Origin of the sequence: Pontibacter ramchanderi (assembly GCF_002846395.1) — a bacterium.
In the GTDB taxonomy this organism is placed as follows: Bacteria; Bacteroidota; Bacteroidia; order Cytophagales; family Hymenobacteraceae; genus Pontibacter; species Pontibacter ramchanderi.
Map to the genome: position 1 here is coordinate 386127 of NZ_PJMU01000002.1, position 25308 is coordinate 411434.

Below are 25308 nucleotides of genomic sequence, written 5' to 3' on the forward strand. Positions count from 1 at the left end.
GAAACGAAAAAGGGGAACGCTGCTGTCAGCGTTCCCCTTTTTCGTTTGGTATAGCCTATTTCTTATCTAGGTTCAAAGGTATTCAGGTTGGAATAACCGCTTTCGCGCAGGCGGTGGCTCATAGCCTCGTAAAGGATGATACCGGTGGCAACCGACACATTGAGCGAACCGATTTGGCCAAGCAATGGAATGCGCAACTTCGCATCAGCACGCTTCAGGTACTCCGGCGATATGCCGTCTTCCTCACTGCCCATGATGATGGCAGTCGGGCCGACAAAATCCACCGTGTTGTCCGTCAGGTTGTGCTCTGTCTTCTCGGTACACGCTACGATCTGCACCCCGTAGTCCTTCAGGTAGTCGATCGTGTTCTTCAGGTTGGGCTCGCGGCACACAGGCACCAGGTGAAGCGCTCCCGCCGAGGTCTTGATCGCATCGGCGTTGATTTGGGCACCGCCTCTGCTAGGTATAACAATGGCATCTACGCCCATGCACTCTGCATTACGGGCAATCGAGCCGAAGTTGCGCACGTCGGTAATACGATCCAGTATCAGTAGCAGCGGGCTCTTGCCTTTCTCAAACAGGGAGGTCACAATCTCATCCAGCGGCATGTAAGTGATGGCTGAGATCAGGGCAACAGCTCCCTGGTGGTTCTTGCGGGTCAGGTTGTTGAGCTTCTCGATCGGCACGCTGGCCACCGGCACATCGTGCTTCTTAGCCAGGTCAAGCAGTTCATCCACGTTGGCATTGCGGGCGCCCTTCTGCACAAAGATCTTCTCCAGCACCTTACCGGCCAGCATGGCCTCTATGATCGGTCTGAGGCCGAAGATCATTTCCATTTTATCCTCCTTCGGAGTTCTGGGGCCGCTATAGCGGTTACCGCCTACAAATTTGTTATTCCTGCTCTCCATCTTGCTACAGTGCTGTACCAGTTCTCCTCGTATTCTCGGTTCCGTACCAGCTCAAAGTGATTTTCGGTAAAGTTATTCTCTTTTTTCGAAAATACGAACTTGACGTACGGCGTCGCCTCCGATTCACGGTAGATCCAGGTTTCGGTATTCGGGCTGATGCTCACGTTGTGGGGCTTCCCGTAAATGATGTAAATCATACCCCGGTCGGTAGCCCAGCCCGGTTTGAATGAGGTATAGAGCTTATTGGCAGTCTCGACGCGGGTATAGTAGGTCCGGATTAACTCACGGGCCAGTTTCTTGTCTTTCGCTATTTTGAGCCAGAAGTTGTCTACTGCCGCTTTTTGATCCTGCGTGTTGTAAAGCGCCTCCCGCTCGGCCGAAGTGGTCAGGTAAATAAGTGGGGTGATCATGTCCTGCACGCGGGTGATGAGCGGGAATGTGCCGCCCTGCACCACCAAACCCTGCGTGGCGCCAGATCCGGTGCGCAGCAGGTATAGTCCCTCCTGCTCTAGCCGTAAAGTATCCAGCACGGCCAACTGTAAAGTATCTTTTGTTGCTTGGGGTACTACCGGCAAAGTCTCCTGCCTCGTGGACATGGGAGGCAAAGCGGGCTGCAAGGTATAATCGGCCTTTTGCACGCTGAATGCGCTGCCGGTATCGCTGGGTTGCCACAGGTATAGGCTGTCTGCAGTGGTGGCAAAGCCGCGCAATACTGGGGCGTTGGTGCGCACCTGCAGCAGCATAAAATCTTTCCGTAGCATGCCTGGGTGCAGGGCCAGCCGATGAGAAACGCCCAGACGTTCCTGCCCACCCAGCTTCATCCAAAGGCGCACCTGCATGGTATTGCCACTGGCTGCATATTTGGCAGGTATAACCACCGGCACTTCGAGCGTTCCGTTTGATGCGACTCTGTACTGGGGCAGCACTTGCACCGTGTCGCGCAGCAGCAGCATATCGCGTTCGGTGCTGCCTGATCGGATTGTGAAGTCTACCCGGTCGGCTGCCTGGGTCAGGTCGAGCAACTGGCGTAGCTCGTCGAAGCGAAGGATGAGGTGCAGGCTGTCCGGTGTGCTGTAGTAGCCATGCTGCAGCACGACTTCAGGCTGTTCCGGTTTGGCTGCAACGGGGGCGGTATCGCGGTACATCGGCGCATAGGCGATGTCTGAACTACCGCACGACGAGAGCAGTAGCAGCACGAACAGGCAGGTAAGAAGACTTATCTGTTTCATTAGCTTGAAGATATAGCAGACCACCGAAAATAGCAAAAGCCGAACACAAACGGGTCCGGCTTTTGTACTGTTTAACTCTCTATTTTGTTTAACGGCGCATGCGCTGTAAATATTGCACAAACACATCCTGCAGCTCTTTTGCCTTCTGCTCCTCGCCAATGGCCTGCGCCTCGCCGATAAGTTGCTGCATGATAAACAGGTTGGTCTGTATCTCCATGTCGAACAGGGCGCCTTTTTCGAGGTAGTAGTCCACGGATTCGCGTGAGCTCTTCGCCATATCTTCCCACAGAGCCTTGGCGCGCTCCTCTTCACCGAGGTCGGCAAAGAGCGAGATAAACTGCGGCGTATAGTAGTCGTAAGGCACAGTGCTTGTCGGCAGTTGCTCAAAGCAGTGATCCACGATCTCTTTCGCGCGGGCGTTGTCGCCGCTCATCAGGTACTCAGCAGCCAGCTTTCCGAACTTGTCGCGGGCATTGGCGGCGAAGCGGTAGTAGTTTTCGTCGTAGAAAATGCTCGGGTCGTTGAAATTACGGAAGCTGAAGTTCATCATGTTCTTGTACATCACCTCTTTGTTCAGGAAGCCCGGCATCTCCTCGCTGCTCACTTTAACCGGCACCACGCGGTAAGCAAGTCCCTCGAGCTGGAAGTATTCCGACAGTCCCATAAAGTCGGCGCTGTTCACAGTGGTTGAGAAGTAGATCGGACGATCCCACTCGTTAGTGGCCAGCAAATCCAGTATGATCATGTGCTTCTTCTCGAGCAGCGACTTGTTGATGGTCCACTGCATGCGGTCTGTGATCTGATCTTCATAATCTTTGGCGACAAAGCCTGCCTGGGCTACTTTGTTCTGGTCCACATCGAGGAAGAAGTTTTTGGTCGGGAAGCTGAGCAGGGTGCTGCCGCTGCCCGCCTGCACCTGCAGCGCCGGATGGTTCTGACGGATCAGGTTTACGAACTGCTTCAGGTCTATACCTGCCGCCACCTGCTGGCGCTCTACGTAAGGCAGGTAATCGTTGGTACCCTGGCGGTAGTTCTCGTTCTCCAGTGTAAGTGGCCACGGCTCCGATTTGTAGGCCTGACGCTTCATCTGGTCTATGTACCAGTCGGTGTTCAGGTAGCTGAGTACAGCCACGCGCACATCGGTACGGTAACCCTCCACTTCCTGCGCATACCACAGCGGGAAGGTGTCGTTGTCGCCGTTGGTGAACAGGATGCCGTTAGGCGCTACCGAGTCGAGCAGATTTTTGGCGGAATCCACGGAGTGGTAGCGGTTAGAGCGGTCATGGTCGTCCCAGCCCTCTGCGGCCAATATACCTGGCACGGCCAGACCAATAACGGTGGCAATGGCTCCGCTGGTCGTTACGTTGCGCAAGCCCCGGTTCAGCAGCTCGGCTATACCTAGCACACCCAGACCAATCCAGATGGAGAAGGCGTAGAACGAACCGGCAAAGGTGTAGTCCCGCTCACGTGGCTCGATTGGCGGCTGGTTCAGGTATAGCGCAATGGCTATACCTGTGAAGAAGAAGAGCAGGCCCACAATAAAGGCGTCGCGCTCGTTTTTGCGTATCTGATAGATCAGACCAATGATACCAACAATAAGCGGCAGCAGGTAGAAGGTATTGCGGGCCTTACTGCTCACCACCCGGTCCGGTACGCCGTCGGTGGGCTTGCCAAACCACAGCACGCCTGACTGCTGCACGTCACTCTCGCGGCCCACAAAGTTCCACAGGAAATAGCGCCAGTACATGTGGCCCAACTGGTAGCGGAACAGGAAGCTCAGGTTCTGCCCAAAGGTTGGCGCCTGTCCTTCGCGGAGGTCCACCCATTTCTTATACTCCTGCAGGTGCTGCGGATTGTCGCTGTAAATGCGTGGCAGAATGGTTTTGTCCTTGCTGTCATAAATCGTTTCGAGCTTACGGCCTGCCATCACGTATTTGTCTTTGCCTTTCACGTAGCGTGGCGCGCCTTCTTCCTGCGCAACAGGCTGTGCGTTGTACTGCGGCCCGTAAAGCAGCGGACGGTCGCCGTACTGCTCACGCTTCAGGTATGAGACAAAGCTCAGAATATCGTCCGGCGCGTTCTCATCGATCGTTGGGTTGTAAGATGACCGGATCGGAATGATCATGTAAGACGAGTAGCCGATCAGGATGAAGGTGAAGCACAGAATAGCTGTGTTCAGTACCCGGATGTTATGCTGAATGGAGTAGCGGATACCGTAGATAATAGCCGCTACCAGCAGGATCACAAAGAAGATGATACCGGAGCCGAAAGGCATACCCAGTGTATTCACAAAGAACACCTCTACGTTGCCCGCCAACGAGGGCAGACCAGGTATAATACCCCACAGAATGGCCATTACGATCACGGCACTAATCAGAAACGCTATGAGGCCACCTTTCCAGGTTGGTCTGTACAGTCGGAAATAGTAGATAAAAGCCAGTGCAGGTATAGCCACCAGGTTCAGCAAGTGCGCGCCAATCGACAGACCGATCAGGTAAGCGATCAGGATCAACCACTTGTCTGACAGGGACTCGCCCACCTTGGACTCCCAGCGCAACATGGCCCAGAAAACGATAGCCGTAAAGAAAGACGACATGGCGTATACCTCAGCCTCTACTGCCGAGAACCAGGCTGAATCGGTGAAGGTATAGGCAAGCGCGCCAACGGCACCAGCACCCATGATCAGGATTGTCTGCGCTTTGGTAGGCGCCACACCCTCCTCCTTCACGAGCAGTCGGCGCGACAGAATGGTGATTGACCAGAAGAGGAACAATACGGTAAAGGAGCTGCAAAGCGCAGAAAGTAGGTTTACCCACCAGGCAACCTGCGTTGGATCGCCGGCGAACATAGAAAATATACGACCTACCAACAGGTAGAAAGGCGCCCCCGGAGGGTGCGGCACCAGGAGCTTATAAGAACAGGCGATGAATTCGCCCGCGTCCCAGAAACTGGCAGTAGGTTCCAGCGTCAGTACATACACGGCGGTCGCGATCAAAAACACGAGCCAGCCTACGAGGTTGTTTATCTTGCGATAATCCGTCATAGCAATTTACAAATATTCAGCGTCGAAAATACTAAATAAATTGGTGCCTGCGCACCTTTGGTGAGTCTGCCATAAAAAAAAGCCAGTCTTTCAACTGGCTTTCGCTCTTGTAAGGGGTATAGCCCCCTATTATTTCTGAAGGATCAAGCGCTTCGTTTCCACGGTCTTATCGTTCACGAGCAGACTATAAAAATACACGCCGGCCGGGTAGCCTGTCATATCCAGAATGAACACGTTGGAGTGCGTAACCGGTAACTCGTGGGTCTCCATCACTTTACCGATCGTGTTCGAAATTTTCAGCTTGTAGTTTTCGGCCATGCCTACCTGCGAGAGCGACACGCGGGTGATGCCACGCGAAGGGTTCGGATAAGCATTGATGGAAGGCGTCTGGCGTTCTACCGGCATAAAGGCCATGTACGAATTGATCACAAACTGCGAAGAGCCGGCATAAGCTGTCTCTGTCAGGTACAGGCTTTTGCTTTTGTTGACGGAGTAATTCTTGGCCCATGCGGCAGTTCTGCCGTTCTCGGCACGCACATTCGCTTCGGCTTTCTTTTCAGGCACGGCTTTCCAGGCTGAGTTCCCGCCTGTGTTCACAGGCAGCACGCCGGCTTCTTTCAGGCGGCCATCGGCCATTACACTATATGCCGCCAAATGCGAAACCGCAAAGGCAGCCACTAATATCATTTTTGTAAAAGTTCTCATATATCACACCTCGCTTTTCTAAAGGTCCCGGCCACTTGCTGGCAGGATGTCAAAGATATACCAAAATATAGTAAATAGAAAAAATCTAATTAAAAATACAGGATACTATAGAAATAGCTATACCTGTTTTTCTTACTGTTTTGGTCTTGCTAAGACATCATCAAGAACCATGCCTTTCAACGCCCTTCGCACCACCATGACCCTATACCTGCGCCTAGGGTTGCACCGCTCCCAGTTAAAAAATCGCCTGCACACCTCATGTTACGACGCCCTAAATTGGACTCAGGTTAAAGCATGCCTATACTACATATCGATCTAAATATTAATATCATTCTATACTATACTTCCCGCGAACTCTTCTCTGCTGCGTGGCGATTTGACATACAACCGCTTTATATAAACCCAAAACAAGCACAAACCCCATTTGTGGACAATTAAAAGAATCTGATTGAACAATAGCGCCTTCTATACAAAATGTGCAACTCGGCCTCTAACACACCGTTACACCTAAAAGAAGCAAAGCATTGGACTATTCCTTTCGCAAAGCCAAGAAGAAACTAGGGTGGCGTGTTCCGAAAAAAATAATTTCAGATACCACAATTCAGGAGAAAGCACAGGCATTGTGCCTATACCTGAAAGGGTAAATACAAAATAGAAAAAAGGCAAAGAAGTGAGATGGCGAAATTTTGTCAAGTAACTGGTTATTTTTAGTGAACACGCTTAACCATCTCCGCTCAAATTAGTTAAATAAACAGAAGGAAAGCTTAACCGATGAGAAGGCGAGGCAAGTATGAAAAAGCTAGTCCTAATTGTATGCAGCCTTTACTGGCTAACTCCACTGGCGCAAGCCCAGACAGGCACTTATAAAGGCATCGGCACCATCGTATTTGAAGCCGGTGCACCGCTTAGCCTGATCAAAGGCACCTCCGAGGCTGCCAACGGACTGATAGACCTGGAGACGGGCAAATTCCGATTCGATGTCCCCATTAATTCCTTCCAATTCCTTAACTCGCTCATGCACGAGCGCTTCAACGACAAGTACATGCAGAGCAGTCGTTTCCAAAAGGCAACTTTTGTAGGCAGAATCACCGAAAAAGGACCAGTTTCAGCTAAAGGAGAGGCCAAAGTAACTGCTGCGGGCATTCTGACCATTCACGGCGTTGCACAAAAAAGAACCATTTCAGGCACTCTCGTGCAGAAAGGAAATACGTGGCAACTTGTAACAGACTTTCCGGTTAAGCTAGCTGACCATCACATACAGGCACCCAGGTTAAGCTCGGGCTATGGCGCCAGCACCATGAACGTTTCGCTTAAAATGCCGCTTGAGCCCGCCGAACCGGAGCCGCAGCAGATCATAGCCATCAAAAAGTTTAGCTTCAGATAAGGTAGGCGATTTCCTTGAAACCGAAATAACGCAATTCACCGGCCACCTCCAGGGCCAGCCGACCGTCCTCGTCCACTCCCATAATACGCCCCTGAACCTGCTCCGGACCAATCTGGTAGCCATGCTCTTCCTGGTAGCGGAACAGCGCCTGCAGGTACTCGTACTTCAGTTTATCGATTTTGCCGCTCCGCAACTCCAGGTAGCGTTTTTCGAGGAGTTCGAGCAAGCGGTTCACCAATCTTTTCACGTCGAGTTGCGTACCTACCTCAGCTGCCAGCGAAGTGGCCGTGCTGATTCCGAAGTGAAGCTGGTTGACGTTTAAACCAATCCCCACGATACTGTGTTGTATGAATTGACTGGTAACTGTGTTTTCTATCAGAATCCCGCCAAGCTTCCTGTCCTCGAAATAAAGGTCGTTGGGCCACTTAACGCGCGCCTGCCCCAGTCCCTGCTCGCGCAACAGGTCGAGCACCGCCAGCGAAACCGCCATGTTGAGGTAAAACTGGTGCCTGACAGCCAGAAAAACAGGTGACAGAATTACAGAAAGCGTGATGTTTTTGCCGGGAGCGGCCTCCCAGGAATTACCCCGCTGACCGCGTCCGTGCGTTTGCTCGTCGGTAAGGACCACACACCCCTCTGTGGCTTCATTTTTGAGGAGTAGCTGCTGGGCCTCTGAGTTGGTAGACTCACAAACCGGCAGAAAAAACAGCTGCTGGCCCATAAAGAGCGTATTAGGCACCATAGATTAAACAGAATTTAGTACTTTTGTAAATCAAATTTAAGTAGTACAAATGAAAGAAACCAAGGCTGAGGCCAATTCAGACATATTGGCAGAGCTTGTAGTAAAAGGCATGCAGGAAAAGAAAGCGCATGATATTGTCGTTCTTAACCTGAAATCACTTAAAAATGCCGTATCTGATTACTTTGTGATCGCATCTGCATCATCCGATTCACAGCTGGACGCGATTGCGTCGTCTATCGAAGAAGAGATATTCAAAGCCACCCGCCAGAACCCCTGGCAAAGCGAAGGCCGCACCAACAAAGAGTGGGTGCTGCTTGACTACGTGGATGTGGTAGCGCATGTATTTTTGAAAGACAAACGCGAGTTTTACGCGCTGGAAGAGTTGTGGGGCGACGCGGGCATCCGTCGCATTGAAGATGCCTAAACTTAACAGAAACGCCCTAAAACAAAACGAGGCGGCTCTCTGTATTTCATTTATCCTGAAACAACATATTCATGGCTGAAAAAAATAATAAAGGGAATAGCAAAAAGAAAAAGCCGATGATACCTCCTACGCCCCCACGGCCAACAATGCAGCTGTGGATGCTGGCGGTACTCATCCTTCTTATTTTCGGACTCACTTGGCTGAACAAGAGCAGCGCCTCTGTAGAAACCACTCAACAGCGCTTTGAAGAGATGCTGGTGAGCAACGATGTCAAAAAGCTGACCATCGTGAACGGCAAAGTAGTGGAGGTATACCTGAAAGACGATGCCCTGCAGAACGAGAAGTATAGCCGCGAGCTATCCGGCCGCAGCACACTCGGCTCATCTGACCCGGGTCCGCACTACCATTTCACCATCATCACGGCAGAGTCTTTTAAAGAAGATTACGAAAAGCTGCAGGAGAATATCCCGCGCGAGAACCGGGTGCCTTACACCATTGAGACACGCACCGGTTTCGCTGATTTCTTCTTCCAGTGGGGCTTCCTGATCCTGCTGCTGTTTGGTTTCTGGTTCCTGATGCGCCGCGTAACAGCGGGTGGCGCGGGTGGCCAGATCTTCAACATCGGTAAGTCTAAGGCTGCCCTGTTCGATGCCGAGAACAAGGTAAAAATCACGTTCAAGGACGTTGCCGGCTTGGAAGAGGCGAAAGAAGAAATTCAGGAGATTGTAGAGTTCCTCAAGAACCCAAGCAAATTCACGATCCTGGGCGGTAAGATCCCGAAAGGCGCCCTGCTGGTAGGCCCTCCGGGTACCGGTAAGACCTTGCTTGCGAAAGCAGTTGCCGGTGAAGCCGACGTGCCGTTCTTCTCGCTATCAGGTTCTGACTTCGTGGAGATGTTCGTTGGTGTGGGCGCAGCCCGTGTGCGTGACCTGTTTAAGCAGGCCAAAGCCAAGGCGCCTTGTATCATCTTCATCGACGAGATTGACGCCATTGGCCGTCACCGTAGCCGTGGCGCAACGCCAGGCGGTAACGACGAACGTGAGAACACCCTGAACTCCCTGCTGGTAGAAATGGACGGTTTTGCCACGGACTCCGGTGTGATCATTCTGGCAGCGACCAACCGCCCTGATACGCTGGACTCTGCCCTGCTTCGTCCGGGCCGTTTCGACCGCCAGATCAGCATCGACAAACCAGACATCAATGGCCGTACCGAGATCTTCTCGGTGCACCTGAAGCCGCTGACGCTGGCGCCGGATGTGGATGCCCGTAAGCTGGCTGCACAAACCCCAGGTTTTGCCGGTGCCGAGATTGCCAACGTGTGTAACGAAGCTGCCCTGATCGCCGCCCGCCGTAACAAGAAGGCAGTGGATCAGCAGGATTTCAACGACGCCGTTGACCGTGTGATCGGTGGTTTGGAGAAAAAGAACAAGATCATCTCTCCTGAGGAGAAGAAAATTGTAGCCTACCACGAAGCCGGTCATGCCATTGCGGGCTGGTTCCTGGAGCACGCCGACCCCTTGGTGAAAGTGAGTATTGTTCCACGTGGGGTGGCTGCACTGGGCTATGCGCAGTATCTGCCGAAAGAGCAGTTCCTGTACACCACCGAGCAGCTGATCGACGAAATGTGCATGGCCCTGGGCGGACGTGCCGCCGAAGAGCTGGTGTTTGGCAAGATCTCTACAGGCGCTTTGAGTGACTTGGAGCGCATCACCAAAATGGCCTACAGCATCGTGACGATGTATGGCATGAACCCGAAAATTGGCAACGTATCGTTCTATGATTCGAAGCAGACGGATATGGCCTTTAACAAACCGTATTCTGAAGCAACGGCCGAAACAATAGACGAGGAAGTTCGCACCCTCATCAGTGCTGCTTACGAACGCACCAAAGCTTTGCTGACTGATAAGGCCAGAGAGTTGGAAATTGTGGCACAGGAGCTTCTGCAGAAAGAGATTCTGTTCCAGAGCGACCTGGAGCGCTTGGTAGGCAAACGTCCTTTTGATGCCCTGACGACTTACCAGGCACACACAGCCGGTACAGACCGCAGCAAAACCAAAAGCGAGGTGGAGCAGGAGCAGCATCCGATCGAAATCGGTCAAACAAGGCATCCCGAACAGAATGGACAGGGCAGTGTGCCCAGCACGCCAATTCAAAATGATGCGCCGGCCGATCCGAACGATACCATTAATACCAGAACAGCTTGATAACACCAGGCATGTACGAAGCAAAATCGAAAGAAATTGTATTGAGAAGAGTTAGAGAGGCGCTGGCTAAGTCAGCGCCTTTTCTGCCTCCCACCCCCGACTTCAGCTCCCCGATTCATTTACCACTGGCTGAAGATCAATCCATTGCCTTTGCGCAGGCTTTTATCGCCAACAGCGGCCTGTTTGTATACTGCGAAGACGAGGAGGATTTTTTTGACCAGCTATTCAATCTGAAACGGGAGCAGCAGATCGAATACCTCCATGTTTGGGAGCCGAACCTGCAAAACATCCTTTACCAGGCAGGTATAGACTTTACTTCCACGGAAGAAGAATTCATTCCCAAGGCCCAGGCCAGCCTCACCACTTGCGAAGCATTGATCACGCGCACGGGCAGCATTCTGGTGAGTTCGGGCAATGCCGGCGGCAGACGCCTGAGCATTTACCCGGAGACGCACATGGTGGTGGCCAAAGCAAGCCAGTTGGTGCCCGACATCAAAGACGGTCTGCAGCGGGTGCGCGACAAGTATAAGGAGAACTTCCCCTCCATGGTATCGCTGGTGAGTGGCCCGAGCCGCACGGCCGATATTGAAAAAACATTGGTAATGGGCGCTCACGGCCCAAAACAGCTCGTACTTTTCCTGATAGATGACCTTCCGCATTGACCAGCTGGCTCCCGGCCAGAAAGTGTATTTCGCCTCTGACTTTCACCTGGGTGTGCCCGACGCCGAGAGCAGCCGTGCCCGTGAGAAAAAGATCGTGCGCTGGCTCGACAGCGTAAAGCACGACGCGGCGGCTATTCTGCTGCTGGGCGACATATTCGATTTCTGGTTCGAGTACCGGCATGCCATACCCAAGGGATTCATCCGACTGCAGGGCAAGCTGGCCGAACTGACCGACGCAGGTATACCGGTGCTTTTTTTCACGGGGAACCACGACATGTGGATGTTCGACTACTTTCCGGAAGAACTCCAGATTCCCATCATCCGGGAGCCTATCTCCACCAATTTCGGTGGGCACAAATTCTACATCGGGCACGGCGACGGCCTTGGCCCGGGCGACCATACCTACAAAGTGCTCAAAAAGGTGTTTAACAACAAGGCCTGTCAATGGCTGTTTGGCTGGCTGCACCCTAACGCAGGTATAGGCATCGCCAATATGTGGTCGCGCAAGAGCCGCATCAGCAATACAAAAGACGACGAGAAGTTTTTCGGGGAAGAGGAATGGCTGGTGCAATACTGCAAAGAAGTGGAAAACGAGCAGCATCACGATTTCTATGTGTTCGGACATCGCCACCTGCCACTCGACATGCCCATCAATGGCGACAGCAGGTATGTAAACCTCGGAGAATGGGTCAATTTTTGCTCTTACGGCGTATACGATGGCAAAGACCTTAAACTCGAATATTTTGAGCAGTAAGCTATACCTGAGCACGGCCCTATACCTGTTGCTGACTCTGCTGGCTTTACCTGCCGCCGCGCAGCAACCTGACTCGTCGGTTACGCTTACCTACAACCATAGCTTGCCTATCTCCTCTCCTGCTGCGGTTTCTGTTGCCCGGAACGGCAACGTATACCTGATGGACCCAAGCCAGAACCTGTTTGTACTCGATACAACCGGAAAGCCTGTCAACACATTTTCTCCACCCAGCCGCGGACGCATCTCGGCAGTGGAAGCCTGGAACCCGATGAAGGTGTTTCTTTTCTACGAAGACCGCCAGGAACTTACCTTACTCGACCGCTTTATGCGCCCCATCGCCAATACGCGACTGACGGACCTGGGCTACATGGGCAACGTGCAAGCCGCTACCCTCACCTCCGACGATAGCTTCTGGCTCTTCAACGAATCCGACTTTACGCTCAGCAAACTGGACCTCCGCTACCAGAAACCCATCATCGAAACACCGCTCAACCTCATCCTGGACAAGGCCCGTTTTGATGTGCGCTTTATCCGGGAGTACCAGAACATGGTATACCTGCTGGATTACAACAGCGGGGTGTACGTATTCGACAACCTGGGCAATTACAAAAAGAAGCTGCCCTTTACAGGCGTATCTTATATTGCTTTTGGAGGGAACGAGCTATACTTTGTGAAGAACAATGTCCTGCACTTTTTTGACCTGTACAAGCTGCAGGAACGCTCCCTCCCGCTACCATCTGATAAAACATACCTCTCCGCGCTGATCAGCAACAACCTACTATACCTACTCTCCAAGGAGCAGGCCGATGTGTACCGCTTGAGCCGCTAGTTGCTTTCGGCAAAAAATTTCAAACCGACCACGCCTGCCACGATCATCAGCAGGCACAAGATCCGCATCAGGTCTTTGGGCTCGTTCAGGAAAAACATACCCAGTATAGCGGTCCCGGCTGCTCCTATACCTGTCCAGATGGCGTAGGCAGTGCCCAGCGGCAGCGTTTTCATGGCCTGCGACAACAGCACAAAGCTCAGGATCATCACAATAACCGTCACGACACTCACCAGGGGTTTTGTGAAGCCTTCGCTGTACTTGAGCCCAAAGGCCCAGCCTATTTCGCATATACCTGCCAATATCAGGTAAAACCAAGCAGTGTTCATATCATCCAGTTTGAGAGAGCTACTTAGCTCCGGTAAATAAAAATCGGCTGCAAATTAGGCAGATTAAAGAGGAACGCCATACCTAGAGCAAAGGCAGAAGCATTTCGTGCTGCGCCAGAAAGCGCTTGAGGTGGATCCGCTCCAGGAAAGTGGCCACCGTGGTGTTCGACTGATCGACGTTAAGCAGTAGAAGGGCTCGCGCCTTGCTTTGCCTCACGGCTTCGCCCAGCAAAGCCGTGGCTATACCTTGGTTACGGTAGTCTGGGTGCACGCCCAGTTGGGCCACAGCGCCCGTGCGCGGAAAGAGCGCCACATAGCCGACCAAAAGCTCTTCTGCGTAAGCTTCCAGTACCAGTTTCTGATCAGGGTTTCTTTTGAAAGCGGCATCTGTGTTCTGCCAGCTCGGCCTTATGTCGCAGAAAGCACGGCAGGCTTTCCAATTGGGTTTGGCAGCCTCACGGATACCCAAAGATAGCTCTGCTTCTTTACCTGAAAGCAGCAATTCCCCCACCGGGCTCCGGTAACAGTCGAGGGTGCGGGTTGTTGAAAAGCCGAGCGAGCGGTATACCTTGACTGCGGCCACGTTCCCGTCGATCACCTCCAGCAGGCATTGCTCCACCCCACTCTCGCGCAGCTTGGGTATCAGAAAAGTATAGAGCCGTTTGGTTAGCTGTTGCCCCCTATGCTCCGGCAACACACCCGTACCCGCATTGTAGGCGGTAGGTATACCTTGCCACTCTCCCAGCCCTGTCAGTATAAAACCCACCAACTGCCCGCCATAATATGCTCCAGCACAAAAACTGGGCACTACACCTTCTCGCTTAAACTTCATGGCAAACTCCTCTCTGCTCACTTTAATCGGGATGATGTAATCGGCAAAAGCCGCCACAAAGGTGTCGTAAATAGCAGGAACATCGTGCTCGCGCAAAAATGAAAAAGTATAAGATGCCTGAGTTTGCATGCCGTATGAATTTGAAACACAAAAATGAAGCACCGGCAACGCCAGGATCAATTACACGATTCCCGAAATAACCCGCTTTCCTTGCTTGCCGTTAAACTGAAGTACTGAAAAATACAAAAGCTTACAGAAGCTAATACGAAAACCTAAAAAATAAACTATGAAAGCAGCAGTATTCCACAAAATGAAAGACATACAGGTGGAGACGATCGATGACCCCAGAATAGAAGATGCGCGCGACTGTATTCTCCGGGTGACCTCTACGGCCATTTGCGGCTCCGACCTGCACATTTACAACGGCATGGTGCCCCAGGCCCGCGACATGGTGATGGGACACGAGTTTATGGGCATTGTGGAGGAAGTAGGCGCCGGTGTGAAAAACCTGAAGAAGGGCGACCGCGTGGTGGTGCCATTCCCTATTTCCTGCGGTACCTGCCACTTTTGCAACATGCAGCTCCCCACGCACTGCGAGAACTCCAACCCCGATCACTATGGCCCTGAAGGAGAGATCGTGATGGCAAAAGGCGCAGGCGCGGCCCTGTTTGGCTACACAGACATATACGGCGGCTATAACGGCGGGCAGGCGGAGTACGTACGCGTGCCTTACGCCGATTATGGCCCACGCAAAGTGCCCGATAACCTTACCGACGAGCAGGTACTTTTCCTGACCGATATCTTCCCGACCGGCTGGGCCTCCATTGACTGGGCGCAGCTTAAAGGCGGCGAGACAGTGGCCGTGTGGGGTTGCGGTCCCGTGGGTATCATGGCCATGAAATCGGCCTGGCTGCAGGGCGCCAAACGCGTGATAGGTATAGACATACAGCCTTACCGCCTCGAAAAAGCCCGCACCACTGCAAACGCCGAAGTGATTAACGCGTCTGAAGTAGATGCCGTGCAGGTGATTCGGGATATGACCGGCGGCTACGGCGCTGATGTGTGCGTGGATGCTGTAGGTATGGAAGCCGACCGCACGATGCTCGAAAAGGCCTTGAATGTGGTGCAGATGGAGAAAGGCACGATGAAAGTGCTCGAGAAATGCATGGACGCCGTACGACGTTCGGGTACTGTGACTGTAGTAGGGGTTTACGGCTCGCCTTACGACAACTTCCCGCTCTACAAATGGTTCGACAAGGGGTTGACTCTGCGAGGCGGCCAGGCCTGGGTGCACCGCTACATCGACCACCTCATTTCGCTGGTGCAGGAAGGCAAAGTGAAGCTCGACGACATCATTACCCATACCGTGCCGTTGGCAGAGGCTTCCCGCATGTACGACATCTTCAACAAAAAAGAAGACAACTGCCTGAAGGTAGTACTGAAACCATAAAATGGAGACCACTTCAGCAGAAGGCCAGCCAAAGCATCGCGTCTTAGGCTGGCTTTCTGTTTTTCCAGAAGGCCGCTATACCTGCGCTCAGGCTCACCAGCGAAATCAGGGTTTTCTGCCAAACCGATACTTCACGCAGCTGGTATGCCACCACCAGCAGCGTAACAGTGGCCAGCAACCACCAGATAGCATAGTAGCGCACCAGGGTCAGTTCTTGATAGCTCCGCAGCAGAAAGCCTGCATAGCCCATGTAGATCAGCGCGGCAAAAGTGGTATAGGCAGCCATTTGAAAGCCATAGAGCGGTATCAGAATCAGGTTGAGGAGGATGTTGCCTATACCTGCTACGGTGGAAATGCGCCAGAGCTGATTTGTTTTTTCATGAAACGTGAGCAGGTTCGTTACCGCCATGAACATCGGCCTGAAGTTATACCCCATCAGAATAATGATGGCCAGTGGGTAAGCCTGCTGCAGCTCTTTGTTCCGGATAAGCAGATCAAAAATTTCCTTCATCCAGAGGCTGGCCACAAAAGTGCCGGCGAAAAAGAGAATCTGCAGCACGAAGGTCATTCTACGGGCCTGCAGGGCGGCTTCCATGCTTTTTGTCTGGGCATAGAGTTTCATGTAGAGTGGTGAGGCCGCCTGCACCACGGCAAGACTGGCCGACGAAAAATACATACCGAAGTTCGACGCCACGTTATAGAGACCGATCCGCCCGACAGGTATACCAAGCACATCCAGCACCAGGCGATCCGAGGTATCGAGCATAAAAAAAGAGAAACCATGGGGCACTGCCGGGAGCGAAACACGGAGACTCTGCCGGATGCGGTACCATTTAAAGTTGAAGATGGGCCAGAGTTTCCATGTCGCCACAACATAAACGCTCACCACAGTGCCTACCGCCGCCGAAATTGTGCTGGCATAGAACCAGCCCATATACCCTAACTTGAGCTCAGCAATGAAATAAATGGTCAGCAGGACGTTTGTTCCGCCCATCAGGAACGATCGGACCGCAATGGGCACAGGTCGCTGTGTGTGCAGGCAGTAAAAGCCCCCAAACAGATCAGTGACGACAAAAAAGAGCGTAGGGGTGCAAACCAGCAGCGAAATGAGCAGTCGATTCTCGTGTGCATCGGCAGGAACCGCCAGGTATATGATCCCCATACAGAGCAGGCCATACACAAGCGACCAGCTCGTCAGGAAACCATAAAGCTGGCGCCAGATCCACTGGAAACGGCGGGGATGCCGGGCAAAGCTGTTTTCCATCACCACGGTAAAACCCAGCGACTGCAGCATAACCAGAGCACTGTAGTAGGCTGTCACCACACCGGCCACGCCGTAATCTTCCGGTGTCAGGTGCTGCGTGATAAGGGGCAGGGCCAGCACACCCGCCAGGCGGGGTATCTGAGCAGACAAGCCATAGATCGCAGCATGTGACAGGAGTTTCCGAAGCATTCTCTAAAATTAGGGGATAATCCCTTCACGGCCATACCTGCTGGATTGCATTTTGCTAAATAGCTTTGGCACACACTGTTTAAAACTCCCGTAAAAGCACTAATTTATGCGTCGGACTGTTAAAGACCGCAGGCACGAAAGCCGGTATTTGAGCATAAGCTCAAAAAATTAGTATATTTGTTAATTCAGACAATAAGAAAACAAGAAGCCTCACGGCTATATAGGAGATATAAACAGTGGGATGTAGTTCATGTTCTAGTGGCGGATGCAGCACCGGCGATAAACCGGGAGGCTGCAAAAGCAACGGCGGCTGTAGCACAGGAGGCTGCAATCGTTTAAACGTGTTCGACTGGCTCAGCGATATGGAAATACCAACCGCGTTTGAGGAGTTCGACATCGTAGAAATAAGATTCAAGGGAGGGCGCAAAGACTTCTTCCGCAACATAAACAGACTCGACCTGACCACCGGCGACCCGGTGGTAGTAGACGTGCCCAATGGGCATCACATCGGCACCGTGTCGCTGAAAGGCGAACTGGTGCGCCTGCAGATGCTCAAGAAAAAGGTAGACAACAACGAGGAGATCCGCACCATTTACCGCATCGCCAACGAGCGCGATCTGGAAAAGCTGCGTGAGGTGCAGGAGCAGGAGGCGGCCACTATGTACCGCTCCCGTGAGATCATCCAACAGACGGGCCTCAAAATGAAGCTGTCTGATGTAGAGTTTCAGGCAGACCGCTCCAAAGCCACCTTCTATTATTCTGCCGACGACCGCGTCGACTTCCGCGACCTGATCAAGAAACTGGCCGAGGAGTTTAAGGTGCGCATCGAGATGCGTCAGATCAGCCTGCGCCACGAGGCCGGCCGATTGGGAGGTATAGGTTCCTGCGGCCGCGAACTGTGCTGCTCTACCTGGCTCACCGATTTCAAGAGCGTATCTACCACGGCGGCCCGTTACCAGAACCTGTCACTCAACCCGAGCAAGCTGTCGGGCCAGTGCGGGCGCCTGAAGTGCTGCCTCAACTACGAGCTCGAAACCTACATGGAGGCGCTCAAGGATATACCAACCGTGTCGCGGCCGTTGCAAACCAAGCAGGGTGATGCCATGCTGCAGAAAACCGACATCTTTAAAAAGATGATGTGGTTCGGCTACCGTGGCGACAACAACTGGTACCCCGTGCCAGTGGAGCGAGTGCACGAAATCCTGAAAATGAACAGCCAGGGCATTGTGCCTGAAACGCTGGTAGAGGAACCTGTGAACGAGCCGAAGCAGAACGAATTTGTGGCGCAAGTGGAGGGTAGCCTCGAGCGACTCGACGACAAGTTCAAGAGTAAGAAAAAGAAGAAAAAGAAGAAAAAATCAGGTGCTCCCGAAGGAGCCGAGCAAAAGCAGGACGGTCGTCAGCAAGGCGAAGCACGCGAACCGCGCAGCCAACGCAACGAGCAGAAGCAGCGCGAACCACGCGAAGGCAGGGAGCAACGTGAACCGAGAGAACCACGTGAGCCAAGAGACCAGCGTGAGGGCAGAGAACAGCGTGAGCCGCGTGAGGGTCGTGGGCAACGTGACAATCGGGGCCGCAACCGTGGACCGCGCGATGGCAAATCACCTGAGCAAGGTATGCCAGCCAAAGCAAGTGTGGGGGGAGCCAGCCCGGAGGCGCAGGGAGCTGAACAGGCGCAACGCCCTAAAAAGCAGCGCCCACCGCGCAATCGGGGTAACCGCGAAGGCCGTGAGAACCAGGAAGAACGTGGACCACGCAACGAGGAAAGAGCCGCGCGCGGCGAAGCCAGACCAGCCCGCGAAGGTGAGGCTCCACGCCTACCACGTGGCGAGGGCAAACCAACTGAGCAACCGCCGCAAGGCGATGGCGCACCGCAGCAGCGGCGTCAGAAGTCACGTAGACCGAACCGTGGACCAAAACCAAACCAACCTAAAACACCTTCGTCTGATGCGTAACCTGATGCTGACGCTGGCAGTAGCGGGCACCTTGCTACTGTCGGCCTGCGACCCATCGCGGGTATATGAGCAAAACATAGAGCTGCCCGACAAGAACTGGACAGTAGACAATGCGCCTGTATTTGAGTTTGCCATTACGGATACTACCAAGCGGTATAACGTGTACTTCAATGTGCGCTACTCCTTGGCATACGACTACTATAACCTGTACCTGCAGCATCGCCTCACGGCACCAGATAGCAGCCAGGTATCGTCGGCGCTGCACGAAATCCATTTGATGGATGCAAAAACAGGAAAGCCAGAAGGAAAGGGCTCTAGCGACATTTACGATATACAGTCGCTGGTGCTGAAGGACGTCGCTCTTCCACAGGCGGGCACGTACCGCCTGCAGCTGACGCAGTACATGCGCCGCGATCCGCTTCCCAACGTTCTGGCAGTGGGCGTGCGTGTAGAGGAAGCAGGCAAGTAGCACATAACAGATTCTTTAGAAAACGGCCGGGGCTTATTCATAGCTTCGGCCATTTTTTTTATATACCTGCATACGCTATACTTTATGCCGAACGCTTTAGATCCTGACAAGAAACCGCAGGCGCTTACAACAAAAAATTAGTGTTGAAAGTATGCAGTATATCTTACTGTCCTATACCTGTTTGCTTGCAACAATATGAAGCTCACCCTCCAGATAGCCGGATTCGTTCTGACGCTATTTTCATTTCTACCGCTCATCAAATCCCCTTTATGGTGGATCAGGGTACTCGACTTTCCGCGCTTGCATGTGGCTATACTGCTAACGGGCGTGCTGGTGGCCTATGTAGCGTTGTTCGGTTTTGCAGGCGATGCAGCAGAGATCGCCATGCTCGTGCTGTGGGTGCTAGCAATTGCGAACGAAATGCGTTATGTGTACTTCTTCACACCGGTCGCACCGGTCGAAGCCCTGCGCACAGAAGTAGCGAAACCGGCCAACTGTATCACGCTGATGATCTCGAACGTGCGCATGACCAACAAAAAGTATGAGAAATTCCTACAGCTCGTTCTGCGTGCCGACCCTGACATTGTGCTTATCAACGAACCCGACAGCGCCTGGCACCAACACCTGCAACCTGAGCTGAGCAAGCGTTTCCCATACGCCATCGAAAAGCCGCTGGAGAACACCTACGGCATGCTGCTCTACAGCAAGTTCAAGCTGCTCGACAGCGAGATACGCTTTATGGTAGAAGATGACATTCCCTCGTTTTTTACGACTGTAGAACTGCCAAGCGGACTTTTGTTTGATTTGTACACCGTGCACCCGCAGCCTCCGCGCCTCTTGCAGAACACTGAAACCCGTGAGGCGGAACTCCTGATCGCGGCCAAGGCTGTCAAGAAATCACCGCATCCTTCCATTGTGGCCGGCGACCTGAACGATGTGGCCTGGTCCAGCACCACCAAGCTGTTCAAGCAGATAAGCGGTATGCTGGACCCACGCGTCGGCCGTGGCTTCTACAACACCTACAATGCCTACATACCGCTCTTCCGCTACCCCCTCGATCACGTTTTTTACGATCCTTCGTTCCGGCTGGTGCACATGGAGCGTCTGCCCAAGTTCGGGTCCGACCACTTCCCGATCCTGATCACGCTGAACTATGAGCCGAAGCTCCAAAACGAGCAGCAGCCTCCCAAAGCCGATGCCGAAGATCACGAAGAGGCGAATGAACTGATACAGGAAGGGCTGGAAAAAGGCGAGGAGCGCAACGAGGAAAAAGAAGCCGAGAACGGAAGAAAATAAAAAACCCGCTCAGAGAACTGAGCGGGTCAAAATAGATGAATGCCCTGCCTAAAGGGCTATATGTTCGTTAACTTAGATACGCTCTACGTTAATTGCATTCAATCCTTTTTTGCCATCTTTCACTTCGAAAGAAACACGGTCGTTCTCACGGATTTCGTGAACAAGACCTGTCTGATGAACGAAGATGTCTTGGTTTGTGTCGTCAGCCACGATGAATCCGAAGCCCTTAGACACGTTGAAGAATTTTACTTTACCTGTTTGCATGATAAATAATTGTTAATAATAGAAGCAAAGGTAAAAAATAAGTTCTTATAAATAACCAAATTCCTAAAAATATAATGTGACCTCTTCCATCAGAAAAAGGTCATCTAAATCAGAAACATAGCTTTCTTTTCTCAACTTCTTGGTGCACCTGCACGCAAGTGTTTCGGGTTGTCTCACGGGCCCTCCCGCCCTATACCTGTCTCATAACCCTCCTACGTAAGGTCCGTATAGCTAAAACGTTCAGTTACACTAACTAAATCGGTATAATGACCATTTTTTGGTGTGCCCTGAACAAGGCCTTACCACTGCTTTGCCATTTTGTGCTGCGCAGTGGCGATGCCCCAGGAAATTGATCCTTTACTATACCTTTTAATCTATAACTATAAACTGAGGAGATCAGAACTATGAAAGAAAACGAAAAAAATCAGTCGTCCAGCCAGTCTGGCAGCATGTCGAGCGGCATGTCTTCGGGCACTTCCAACCAAAGCGGATCCAGTTCAAGCGGATCTGGCATGGACTCCATGAACCAGGGAAGCTCTAGCATGGGTTCTTCCTCTTCCAGCTCTAGTCCTGCATCAAAGAGCAGCAGCAAAACGACTTCTTCTGACACGAAGTCGACAGGTATAAAAGCAAAAGCAGGCTCTAAAACCACTGCCAAAACTTCCGATTCCAAAACAGCAAAATCTTCCTCATCTTCTTCTAAGTCCGGCAAGGGCATAGAGTCTACCAGCAGCAGTTCTATGAGCGGCAGCTCGATGGGCAGCAGCGACCAGAACTACGGCAGCCAGAGCGGCTCTCAGCAGGGCTATGGCAACCAGCAGCAAGGTGGCCAGAACTACGGTGACAGCCAGCAGGGCTACGGCTCACAAGGCGGCTATGGATATGGCTCACAGAACAGCAACTACGGTGGCCAGGGTGGCTATGGCTATCAGGGCGATTACGGCTCTTCGCAGCAGGGTGGCAGCATGCAGCGCGGTTACGGCGACAGCAGCGGCTACAGCTCTTCATCGCAGGGCAACTATGGCGGCTCGCAGGGTGGCTATAACTATGGCAACCAAGGTGGCATGGAAGGCAACCGCACCCGCTACCAGGATCAGGACTACGGTGCCTCGAGAGGTGGTATGCAGGGCGGCTACCAGGACAGAGAAGGCGACAACATGGGTGGCCAAAGCTACGGTGGCTCACAGGGCTCTTTCGGTATGCAGGGCAGCGGCTCTAACCAGGGCGGCTATGGCAGCTACAGCAGTGGCCGCGGCGGATACGAGCAAGGCGGCAGCTACCGCAGCAGTAACCAGGGCAACTATGGTGGTTCGTCTCAGGGTGGCTATGGCGGCAGCAGCAGAAGTGGCCAGGAAGGCTACGGTTCAAGCATGACAGGTTCAGGCTCGTCCAGATCAAATATGCACGGCGGCTATGGCAGCCAGGGCAGCTATCAGCAGAGCTACGGACAGGGCGACTACGGCCAGCGTGGCTCACAAGGTGGCTACGGTTCATCGCAGGGCATGCAGCGTGGCTACGGCGACAGCAGCGGCTACAGCTCTTCATCACAGGGCGATTACGGCTCTATGAGCAGCCGCGGCGGCTCAGGCAACTACGGTTCGTCTTCACAAGGCAACTACGGCGATCGTGACCGTTACGGCTCCATGGGTTATGGTTCATCCAGAGGTATGAGCGAGTACGACCGCGACGACTATGGCTCACAGAGAGGCTACAGCTCGCAGAGCTCTATGCAGGGCGGCTATGGTTCGCAGGGTGGCTACGGCTCACGCGGCGGCTCATATAACGACGAGTACCGCTCTTCTCAGGACCGCAACCGCGGCGGAAGCTCTTATGATGATAACTACGGCTCGCAAAGCAGCTACGGCGGATCTTCGCGTCAGGGCTCGCAGGGAGGCTACGGTTCATCTTCACAAAGCGACTATGGCTCGATGAGCAGTCGTGGTGGTTACGGTTCTTCCTCTCAGGGCGGTTACGGCTCGATGGGCGGCAGATTGCAGGGTGGCTACGGCTCTATGAGTAGCGGCGGCTACGGCGGATCTGAAAGAAGCGGCGGCATGAGCGGCTATGGCCAAAGCGGTTACCGTGAAGGTGGCTATGGCCAGGGCGGACGAGGAGGCGACCAGAGCCGCTATGGCTCTATGGACAGCAACACCTCTTACTACAGCGATAACCAAGGCTCATCTTCCCGCGAAAACTATCGCAGTGGCATGGGCGGCCAGGACTACTCGCAGCGCGGACGCTCCAACTACGATGATGACAGCAGCTTTGAGACAAGAAGAAGCGACCGCTACCGTGACCTGGACTAATTTGAAATGATGTAAAATAGAAAGGCCTTCCCTATGTTAGGGAAGGCCTTTTTTGTGCATCCATACCTGACACTTTAAAAGCACCCGCTATAGTCGCTGGCGAACTGCCGGAAGTTATGGGGAGCACGACCTGTTATTTCCTTTACAGAATCTGTTACAAGGGAAGACTTTCCGGTTTTGTACACTGCATACAGCTCCAGAAGAGCATCGGCTATTGGTGCGGGTGTGTGATGGGTGAGCATGGCCTGGCGAGCTGCCTCTTCCGGCACATCCACAAAGTCTATTTGCTTGCCTGTTGCATTGCCCAGCACCTCGGCTATTTCCTGGTGCGAAAGTGCCTCCGGCCCGGTCAGTTCGTATACCTTCCCTGAGTGCTCGCCCGACAGCAGCACCTCTACCGCCACAGACGCAATGTCGCGGGTGTCGATGTAGCTGACCTTGCCCTCTCCTACCGGCATATAGAACTTCCCTTCCTGCTTAATGGATTCAGCGCTGAAAGTCACCAGGTTCTGCATAAACCCCGCAGGCCGCAGGATGGTAAAAGGGATGCCGCTCTCCTCTACATACCTTTCCATTTCCCGGTGCCAACGCCCCAATTGTATACCAGGCTCCGCCCCCGCCCCCAGCGCCGACAGTCTTACAATATATTTAACTTCTTGCTTCACGGCTTCTGATACCAGATTGCGGGCCATCTCCAGTTGATGTTCCGAGAGCGGTGTAATAAGCATAAGGCGGTCTATGTTTGTGAAGGCGGCATGCAGCGAGTCTGGGTCATTGAAATCGATCTCCACGATCTCCACACCAGGCAGTCTTTTCAGGTTTTCGCCTTTGATGAGCGAGTGTACGCCCGCCCGGACATTGACATCCTGCATGGAAAGTTGTTTTATGATCTCGCGGCCTACAGTACCTGTAGCACCAGTCACCAATATCGTTTGTTGCATCGTTTTTCAGTTATGGGGTATGCTAGCTATACGTGTACAACCCGGAGGCCGTCACATTCAACAGCAATACATCAAACTTCCCACACCAGAGATAGGTAAATACCGACTACCGCTTCAACTCAAAACGCACCAGGTATAGCTTTCCACTTTCGTTGCTGATGAGCAGTTCTGTTGGCGACAGGTATAGCAGCGCCTCCGCCTGACCTGTTCGGGCCAGTGGCAGACAGTAGCGCTTGCCGGCAAACTGCACCTGCTCGTTTTCGGGTTCAAACAGGTATAGCCGCCCATACCCGAGCAAGGCGAAGTCTTTTCTGTTGGGAGCGCTGTCGGCGGCTGTGATAGCGGAGCTCACGCGCAATTGCTCCTGGGGCTGCAAGGTATAGGAACCGGCTGCGGCAGGCAAGGTATAGCGGCGGGTGAGGCCCTTGCGTGCACGGCTTTTGGTAAACAGGTGCAGGCTGTCAGCACGGTAAAAGAACGCCTCCAGGTCGAAGTGTTTGGCGGACGCGGGAGGTGGAAATTCCTGCTGGTCCGCGAAGAGGAAGCGTATAGTATCCTGCACGGTCCTACCTTCCTCCTGTACCTTGAGAACGCGCAGGTCGCGGCGGGTGTTGGCATTGTTGCCGAAGTCGCCGATGTAAAGGTTGCCTTGGTTGTCCTGAGCTAGTTCTTCCCAGTCCCGGTTGGGTATAGGCAAGGGCACCGTTTGCAGCAGTTCGCCTTTCAGGTTAAACAGGTATAGCTCAGCAGGCTGGCCGCCATCCGGGTGTGTCCAGAAGGTGCTGTCGGTGGCATGGGCCAGTCCGGAGCTCTCCCGGATGCGGGCATCCAGGCGTCCGATGCGCTCCACTTTCACCTTGTACTCCTTCCGTAGCCGCTCAAAGTCGCTGTTGCGCAGGTCGGGTCCGCAGCCGCACAAAGCCGTTTGCAGGTATACATACAGGGTGAAAAGTTTGATGAGCATTTACTCGGGGGTGGTTAAATTGTTGATTGCTGATTGTTGATTGTTGATTGAATTTTGCACGATTACAAAAGTTTGTGCTGTGATTGCCGCTAACTCAAATAAGAGTGCCGTTATACAGGTAGTTTGAGCCTTTGGCTCGCGGATTACAAATCCGCTTTTGCAATACTT

23 protein-coding genes are annotated in these 25308 nt (G+C 53.0%); 11 read left to right on the forward strand and 12 right to left on the reverse strand.

Annotated elements, in window-relative coordinates:
- Positions 1–62 precede the first annotated feature (62 nt).
- The 4 genes from rlmB to BD749_RS08505 all read right to left on the reverse strand — a co-directional run bounded on the left by rlmB (position 63) and on the right by BD749_RS08505 (position 5885).
- On the reverse strand, positions 63–908 hold the full coding sequence (gene rlmB / locus BD749_RS08490) for a 23S rRNA (guanosine(2251)-2'-O)-methyltransferase RlmB (protein WP_101443969.1): 846 nt from the start codon (positions 906–908) through the stop codon (positions 63–65).
- Entirely contained in the window at positions 881–2137 is a 1257-nt protein-coding gene (locus tag BD749_RS08495; protein WP_245868936.1) for a GWxTD domain-containing protein, read from the reverse strand. The genes rlmB and BD749_RS08495 overlap by 28 nt, the downstream gene beginning before the upstream one ends.
- A gap of 88 nt (positions 2138–2225) precedes the next feature.
- Positions 2226–5180 carry a glycosyltransferase family 117 protein gene (locus BD749_RS08500; RefSeq protein WP_101443970.1) on the reverse strand — a complete coding sequence of 985 codons (2955 nt, stop codon included), beginning with the start codon at positions 5178–5180 and terminating at the stop codon, positions 2226–2228.
- 129 nt (positions 5181–5309) lie between these two features.
- Positions 5310–5885 carry a T9SS type A sorting domain-containing protein gene (locus BD749_RS08505; protein ID WP_101443971.1) on the reverse strand — a complete coding sequence of 192 codons (576 nt, stop codon included), beginning with the start codon at positions 5883–5885 and terminating at the stop codon, positions 5310–5312.
- Between the two features lie 790 nt (positions 5886–6675).
- On the opposite strand from BD749_RS08505, the gene BD749_RS08510 reads away from it, so the two are divergent.
- Positions 6676–7269: a YceI family protein gene (locus tag BD749_RS08510; RefSeq protein WP_101443972.1), complete on the forward strand. Its 594-nt coding sequence runs from the start codon at positions 6676–6678 to the stop codon at positions 7267–7269.
- Here BD749_RS08510 and BD749_RS08515 read toward each other — a convergent pair.
- Positions 7262–8011: a biotin--[acetyl-CoA-carboxylase] ligase gene (locus BD749_RS08515; RefSeq protein ID WP_101443973.1), complete on the reverse strand. Its 750-nt coding sequence runs from the start codon at positions 8009–8011 to the stop codon at positions 7262–7264. The genes BD749_RS08510 and BD749_RS08515 overlap by 8 nt on opposite strands.
- A gap of 49 nt (positions 8012–8060) precedes the next feature.
- Between BD749_RS08515 and rsfS the strand changes: the two genes are divergently transcribed.
- The 5 genes from rsfS (at position 8061) to BD749_RS08540 (ending at position 12884) form a co-directional block, all read left to right on the forward strand.
- The gene (gene rsfS / locus BD749_RS08520) at positions 8061–8435 is read left to right on the forward strand and encodes a ribosome silencing factor (protein ID WP_101443974.1); all 375 of its coding nucleotides are present in this window, start codon (positions 8061–8063) and stop codon (positions 8433–8435) included.
- Between the two features lie 71 nt (positions 8436–8506).
- The gene (gene ftsH, locus BD749_RS08525) at positions 8507–10639 is read left to right on the forward strand and encodes an ATP-dependent zinc metalloprotease FtsH (RefSeq protein WP_101443975.1); all 2133 of its coding nucleotides are present in this window, start codon (positions 8507–8509) and stop codon (positions 10637–10639) included.
- An 11-nt stretch (positions 10640–10650) separates the two neighbouring features.
- Positions 10651–11301 (forward strand): LutC/YkgG family protein, encoded by a 651-nt coding sequence (locus tag BD749_RS08530; protein ID WP_101443976.1) that lies wholly within the window; start codon positions 10651–10653, stop codon positions 11299–11301.
- Positions 11285–12055 carry a UDP-2,3-diacylglucosamine diphosphatase gene (locus tag BD749_RS08535; RefSeq protein WP_101443977.1) on the forward strand — a complete coding sequence of 257 codons (771 nt, stop codon included), beginning with the start codon at positions 11285–11287 and terminating at the stop codon, positions 12053–12055. Before BD749_RS08530 ends, BD749_RS08535 begins: the two co-directional genes overlap by 17 nt.
- Positions 12018–12884 carry a hypothetical protein gene (locus BD749_RS08540; protein ID WP_245868939.1) on the forward strand — a complete coding sequence of 289 codons (867 nt, stop codon included), beginning with the start codon at positions 12018–12020 and terminating at the stop codon, positions 12882–12884. Before BD749_RS08535 ends, BD749_RS08540 begins: the two co-directional genes overlap by 38 nt.
- Here BD749_RS08540 and BD749_RS08545 read toward each other — a convergent pair.
- The gene (locus BD749_RS08545; protein WP_101443979.1) at positions 12881–13210 is read right to left on the reverse strand and encodes a DMT family transporter; all 330 of its coding nucleotides are present in this window, start codon (positions 13208–13210) and stop codon (positions 12881–12883) included. The two genes, BD749_RS08540 and BD749_RS08545, sit on opposite strands and share 4 nt — an antisense overlap.
- An 82-nt stretch (positions 13211–13292) precedes the next feature.
- The gene (locus BD749_RS08550; protein ID WP_245868941.1) at positions 13293–14138 is read right to left on the reverse strand and encodes a GNAT family N-acetyltransferase; all 846 of its coding nucleotides are present in this window, start codon (positions 14136–14138) and stop codon (positions 13293–13295) included.
- A 190-nt stretch (positions 14139–14328) separates the two neighbouring features.
- On the opposite strand from BD749_RS08550, the gene BD749_RS08555 reads away from it, so the two are divergent.
- The gene (locus BD749_RS08555) at positions 14329–15492 is read left to right on the forward strand and encodes a zinc-dependent alcohol dehydrogenase (protein WP_101443981.1); all 1164 of its coding nucleotides are present in this window, start codon (positions 14329–14331) and stop codon (positions 15490–15492) included.
- A 43-nt stretch (positions 15493–15535) separates the two neighbouring features.
- Here the strand turns inward: BD749_RS08555 and BD749_RS08560 are convergent, their stop codons facing one another.
- Positions 15536–16945 carry a lipopolysaccharide biosynthesis protein gene (locus tag BD749_RS08560; protein WP_101443982.1) on the reverse strand — a complete coding sequence of 470 codons (1410 nt, stop codon included), beginning with the start codon at positions 16943–16945 and terminating at the stop codon, positions 15536–15538.
- Positions 16946–17307: 362 nt separating this feature from the next.
- Here BD749_RS08560 and ricT point away from each other — a divergent pair, with 362 nt between their 5' ends.
- The 3 genes from ricT (at position 17308) to BD749_RS08575 (ending at position 20665) form a co-directional block, all read left to right on the forward strand.
- Positions 17308–18900: a regulatory iron-sulfur-containing complex subunit RicT gene (gene ricT / locus BD749_RS08565; RefSeq protein WP_245868943.1), complete on the forward strand. Its 1593-nt coding sequence runs from the start codon at positions 17308–17310 to the stop codon at positions 18898–18900.
- Positions 18893–19369: a gliding motility lipoprotein GldH gene (locus BD749_RS08570; protein WP_101443984.1), complete on the forward strand. Its 477-nt coding sequence runs from the start codon at positions 18893–18895 to the stop codon at positions 19367–19369. Before ricT ends, BD749_RS08570 begins: the two co-directional genes overlap by 8 nt.
- A gap of 195 nt (positions 19370–19564) precedes the next feature.
- Positions 19565–20665 carry an endonuclease/exonuclease/phosphatase family protein gene (locus BD749_RS08575; protein WP_101443985.1) on the forward strand — a complete coding sequence of 367 codons (1101 nt, stop codon included), beginning with the start codon at positions 19565–19567 and terminating at the stop codon, positions 20663–20665.
- Positions 20666–20737: 72 nt separating this feature from the next.
- Here BD749_RS08575 and BD749_RS08580 read toward each other — a convergent pair whose 3' ends face one another.
- Positions 20738–20929: a cold-shock protein gene (locus tag BD749_RS08580; protein ID WP_076669406.1), complete on the reverse strand. Its 192-nt coding sequence runs from the start codon at positions 20927–20929 to the stop codon at positions 20738–20740.
- Between the two features lie 424 nt (positions 20930–21353).
- A complete protein-coding gene (locus BD749_RS08585; RefSeq protein ID WP_143741244.1) occupies positions 21354–21641 on the reverse strand; it encodes a hypothetical protein in 288 nt (95 codons plus the stop codon).
- 28 nt (positions 21642–21669) lie between these two features.
- On the opposite strand from BD749_RS08585, the gene BD749_RS08590 reads away from it, so the two are divergent.
- Positions 21670–23235 (forward strand): hypothetical protein, encoded by a 1566-nt coding sequence (locus BD749_RS08590; protein ID WP_245868946.1) that lies wholly within the window; start codon positions 21670–21672, stop codon positions 23233–23235.
- A gap of 74 nt (positions 23236–23309) precedes the next feature.
- Here the strand turns inward: BD749_RS08590 and BD749_RS08595 are convergent, their stop codons facing one another.
- Entirely contained in the window at positions 23310–24176 is an 867-nt protein-coding gene (locus BD749_RS08595) for an SDR family oxidoreductase (protein WP_180336354.1), read from the reverse strand.
- A gap of 106 nt (positions 24177–24282) precedes the next feature.
- Entirely contained in the window at positions 24283–25140 is an 858-nt protein-coding gene (locus tag BD749_RS08600; protein ID WP_101443987.1) for a hypothetical protein, read from the reverse strand.
- Positions 25141–25308 lie beyond the last annotated feature (168 nt).

Coding starts and splice junctions, on each gene's coding strand:
- rlmB (WP_101443969.1), bottom strand. CDS start 908: ATGGAGAGCAGGAATAACAAATTTGTAGGCGGTAACCGCTATAGCGGC.
- BD749_RS08500 (WP_101443970.1), bottom strand. CDS start 5,180: ATGACGGATTATCGCAAGATAAACAACCTCGTAGGCTGGCTCGTGTTT.
- BD749_RS08545 (WP_101443979.1), bottom strand. CDS start 13,210: ATGAACACTGCTTGGTTTTACCTGATATTGGCAGGTATATGCGAAATA.
- BD749_RS08495 (WP_245868936.1), bottom strand. CDS start 2,137: ATGAAACAGATAAGTCTTCTTACCTGCCTGTTCGTGCTGCTACTGCTC.
- ftsH (WP_101443975.1), top strand. CDS start 8,507: ATGGCTGAAAAAAATAATAAAGGGAATAGCAAAAAGAAAAAGCCGATG.
- BD749_RS08555 (WP_101443981.1), top strand. CDS start 14,329: ATGAAAGCAGCAGTATTCCACAAAATGAAAGACATACAGGTGGAGACG.
- BD749_RS08595 (WP_180336354.1), bottom strand. CDS start 24,176: ATGCAACAAACGATATTGGTGACTGGTGCTACAGGTACTGTAGGCCGC.
- BD749_RS08600 (WP_101443987.1), bottom strand. CDS start 25,140: ATGCTCATCAAACTTTTCACCCTGTATGTATACCTGCAAACGGCTTTG.
- BD749_RS08540 (WP_245868939.1), top strand. CDS start 12,018: ATGGCAAAGACCTTAAACTCGAATATTTTGAGCAGTAAGCTATACCTG.
- BD749_RS08580 (WP_076669406.1), bottom strand. CDS start 20,929: ATGCAAACAGGTAAAGTAAAATTCTTCAACGTGTCTAAGGGCTTCGGA.
- BD749_RS08535 (WP_101443977.1), top strand. CDS start 11,285: ATGACCTTCCGCATTGACCAGCTGGCTCCCGGCCAGAAAGTGTATTTC.
- BD749_RS08530 (WP_101443976.1), top strand. CDS start 10,651: ATGTACGAAGCAAAATCGAAAGAAATTGTATTGAGAAGAGTTAGAGAG.
- BD749_RS08515 (WP_101443973.1), bottom strand. CDS start 8,011: ATGGTGCCTAATACGCTCTTTATGGGCCAGCAGCTGTTTTTTCTGCCG.
- BD749_RS08590 (WP_245868946.1), top strand. CDS start 21,670: ATGAGCGGCAGCTCGATGGGCAGCAGCGACCAGAACTACGGCAGCCAG.
- BD749_RS08505 (WP_101443971.1), bottom strand. CDS start 5,885: ATGAGAACTTTTACAAAAATGATATTAGTGGCTGCCTTTGCGGTTTCG.
- BD749_RS08510 (WP_101443972.1), top strand. CDS start 6,676: ATGAAAAAGCTAGTCCTAATTGTATGCAGCCTTTACTGGCTAACTCCA.
- BD749_RS08575 (WP_101443985.1), top strand. CDS start 19,565: ATGAAGCTCACCCTCCAGATAGCCGGATTCGTTCTGACGCTATTTTCA.
- BD749_RS08570 (WP_101443984.1), top strand. CDS start 18,893: ATGCGTAACCTGATGCTGACGCTGGCAGTAGCGGGCACCTTGCTACTG.
- BD749_RS08560 (WP_101443982.1), bottom strand. CDS start 16,945: ATGCTTCGGAAACTCCTGTCACATGCTGCGATCTATGGCTTGTCTGCT.
- ricT (WP_245868943.1), top strand. CDS start 17,308: ATGGAAATACCAACCGCGTTTGAGGAGTTCGACATCGTAGAAATAAGA.
- rsfS (WP_101443974.1), top strand. CDS start 8,061: ATGAAAGAAACCAAGGCTGAGGCCAATTCAGACATATTGGCAGAGCTT.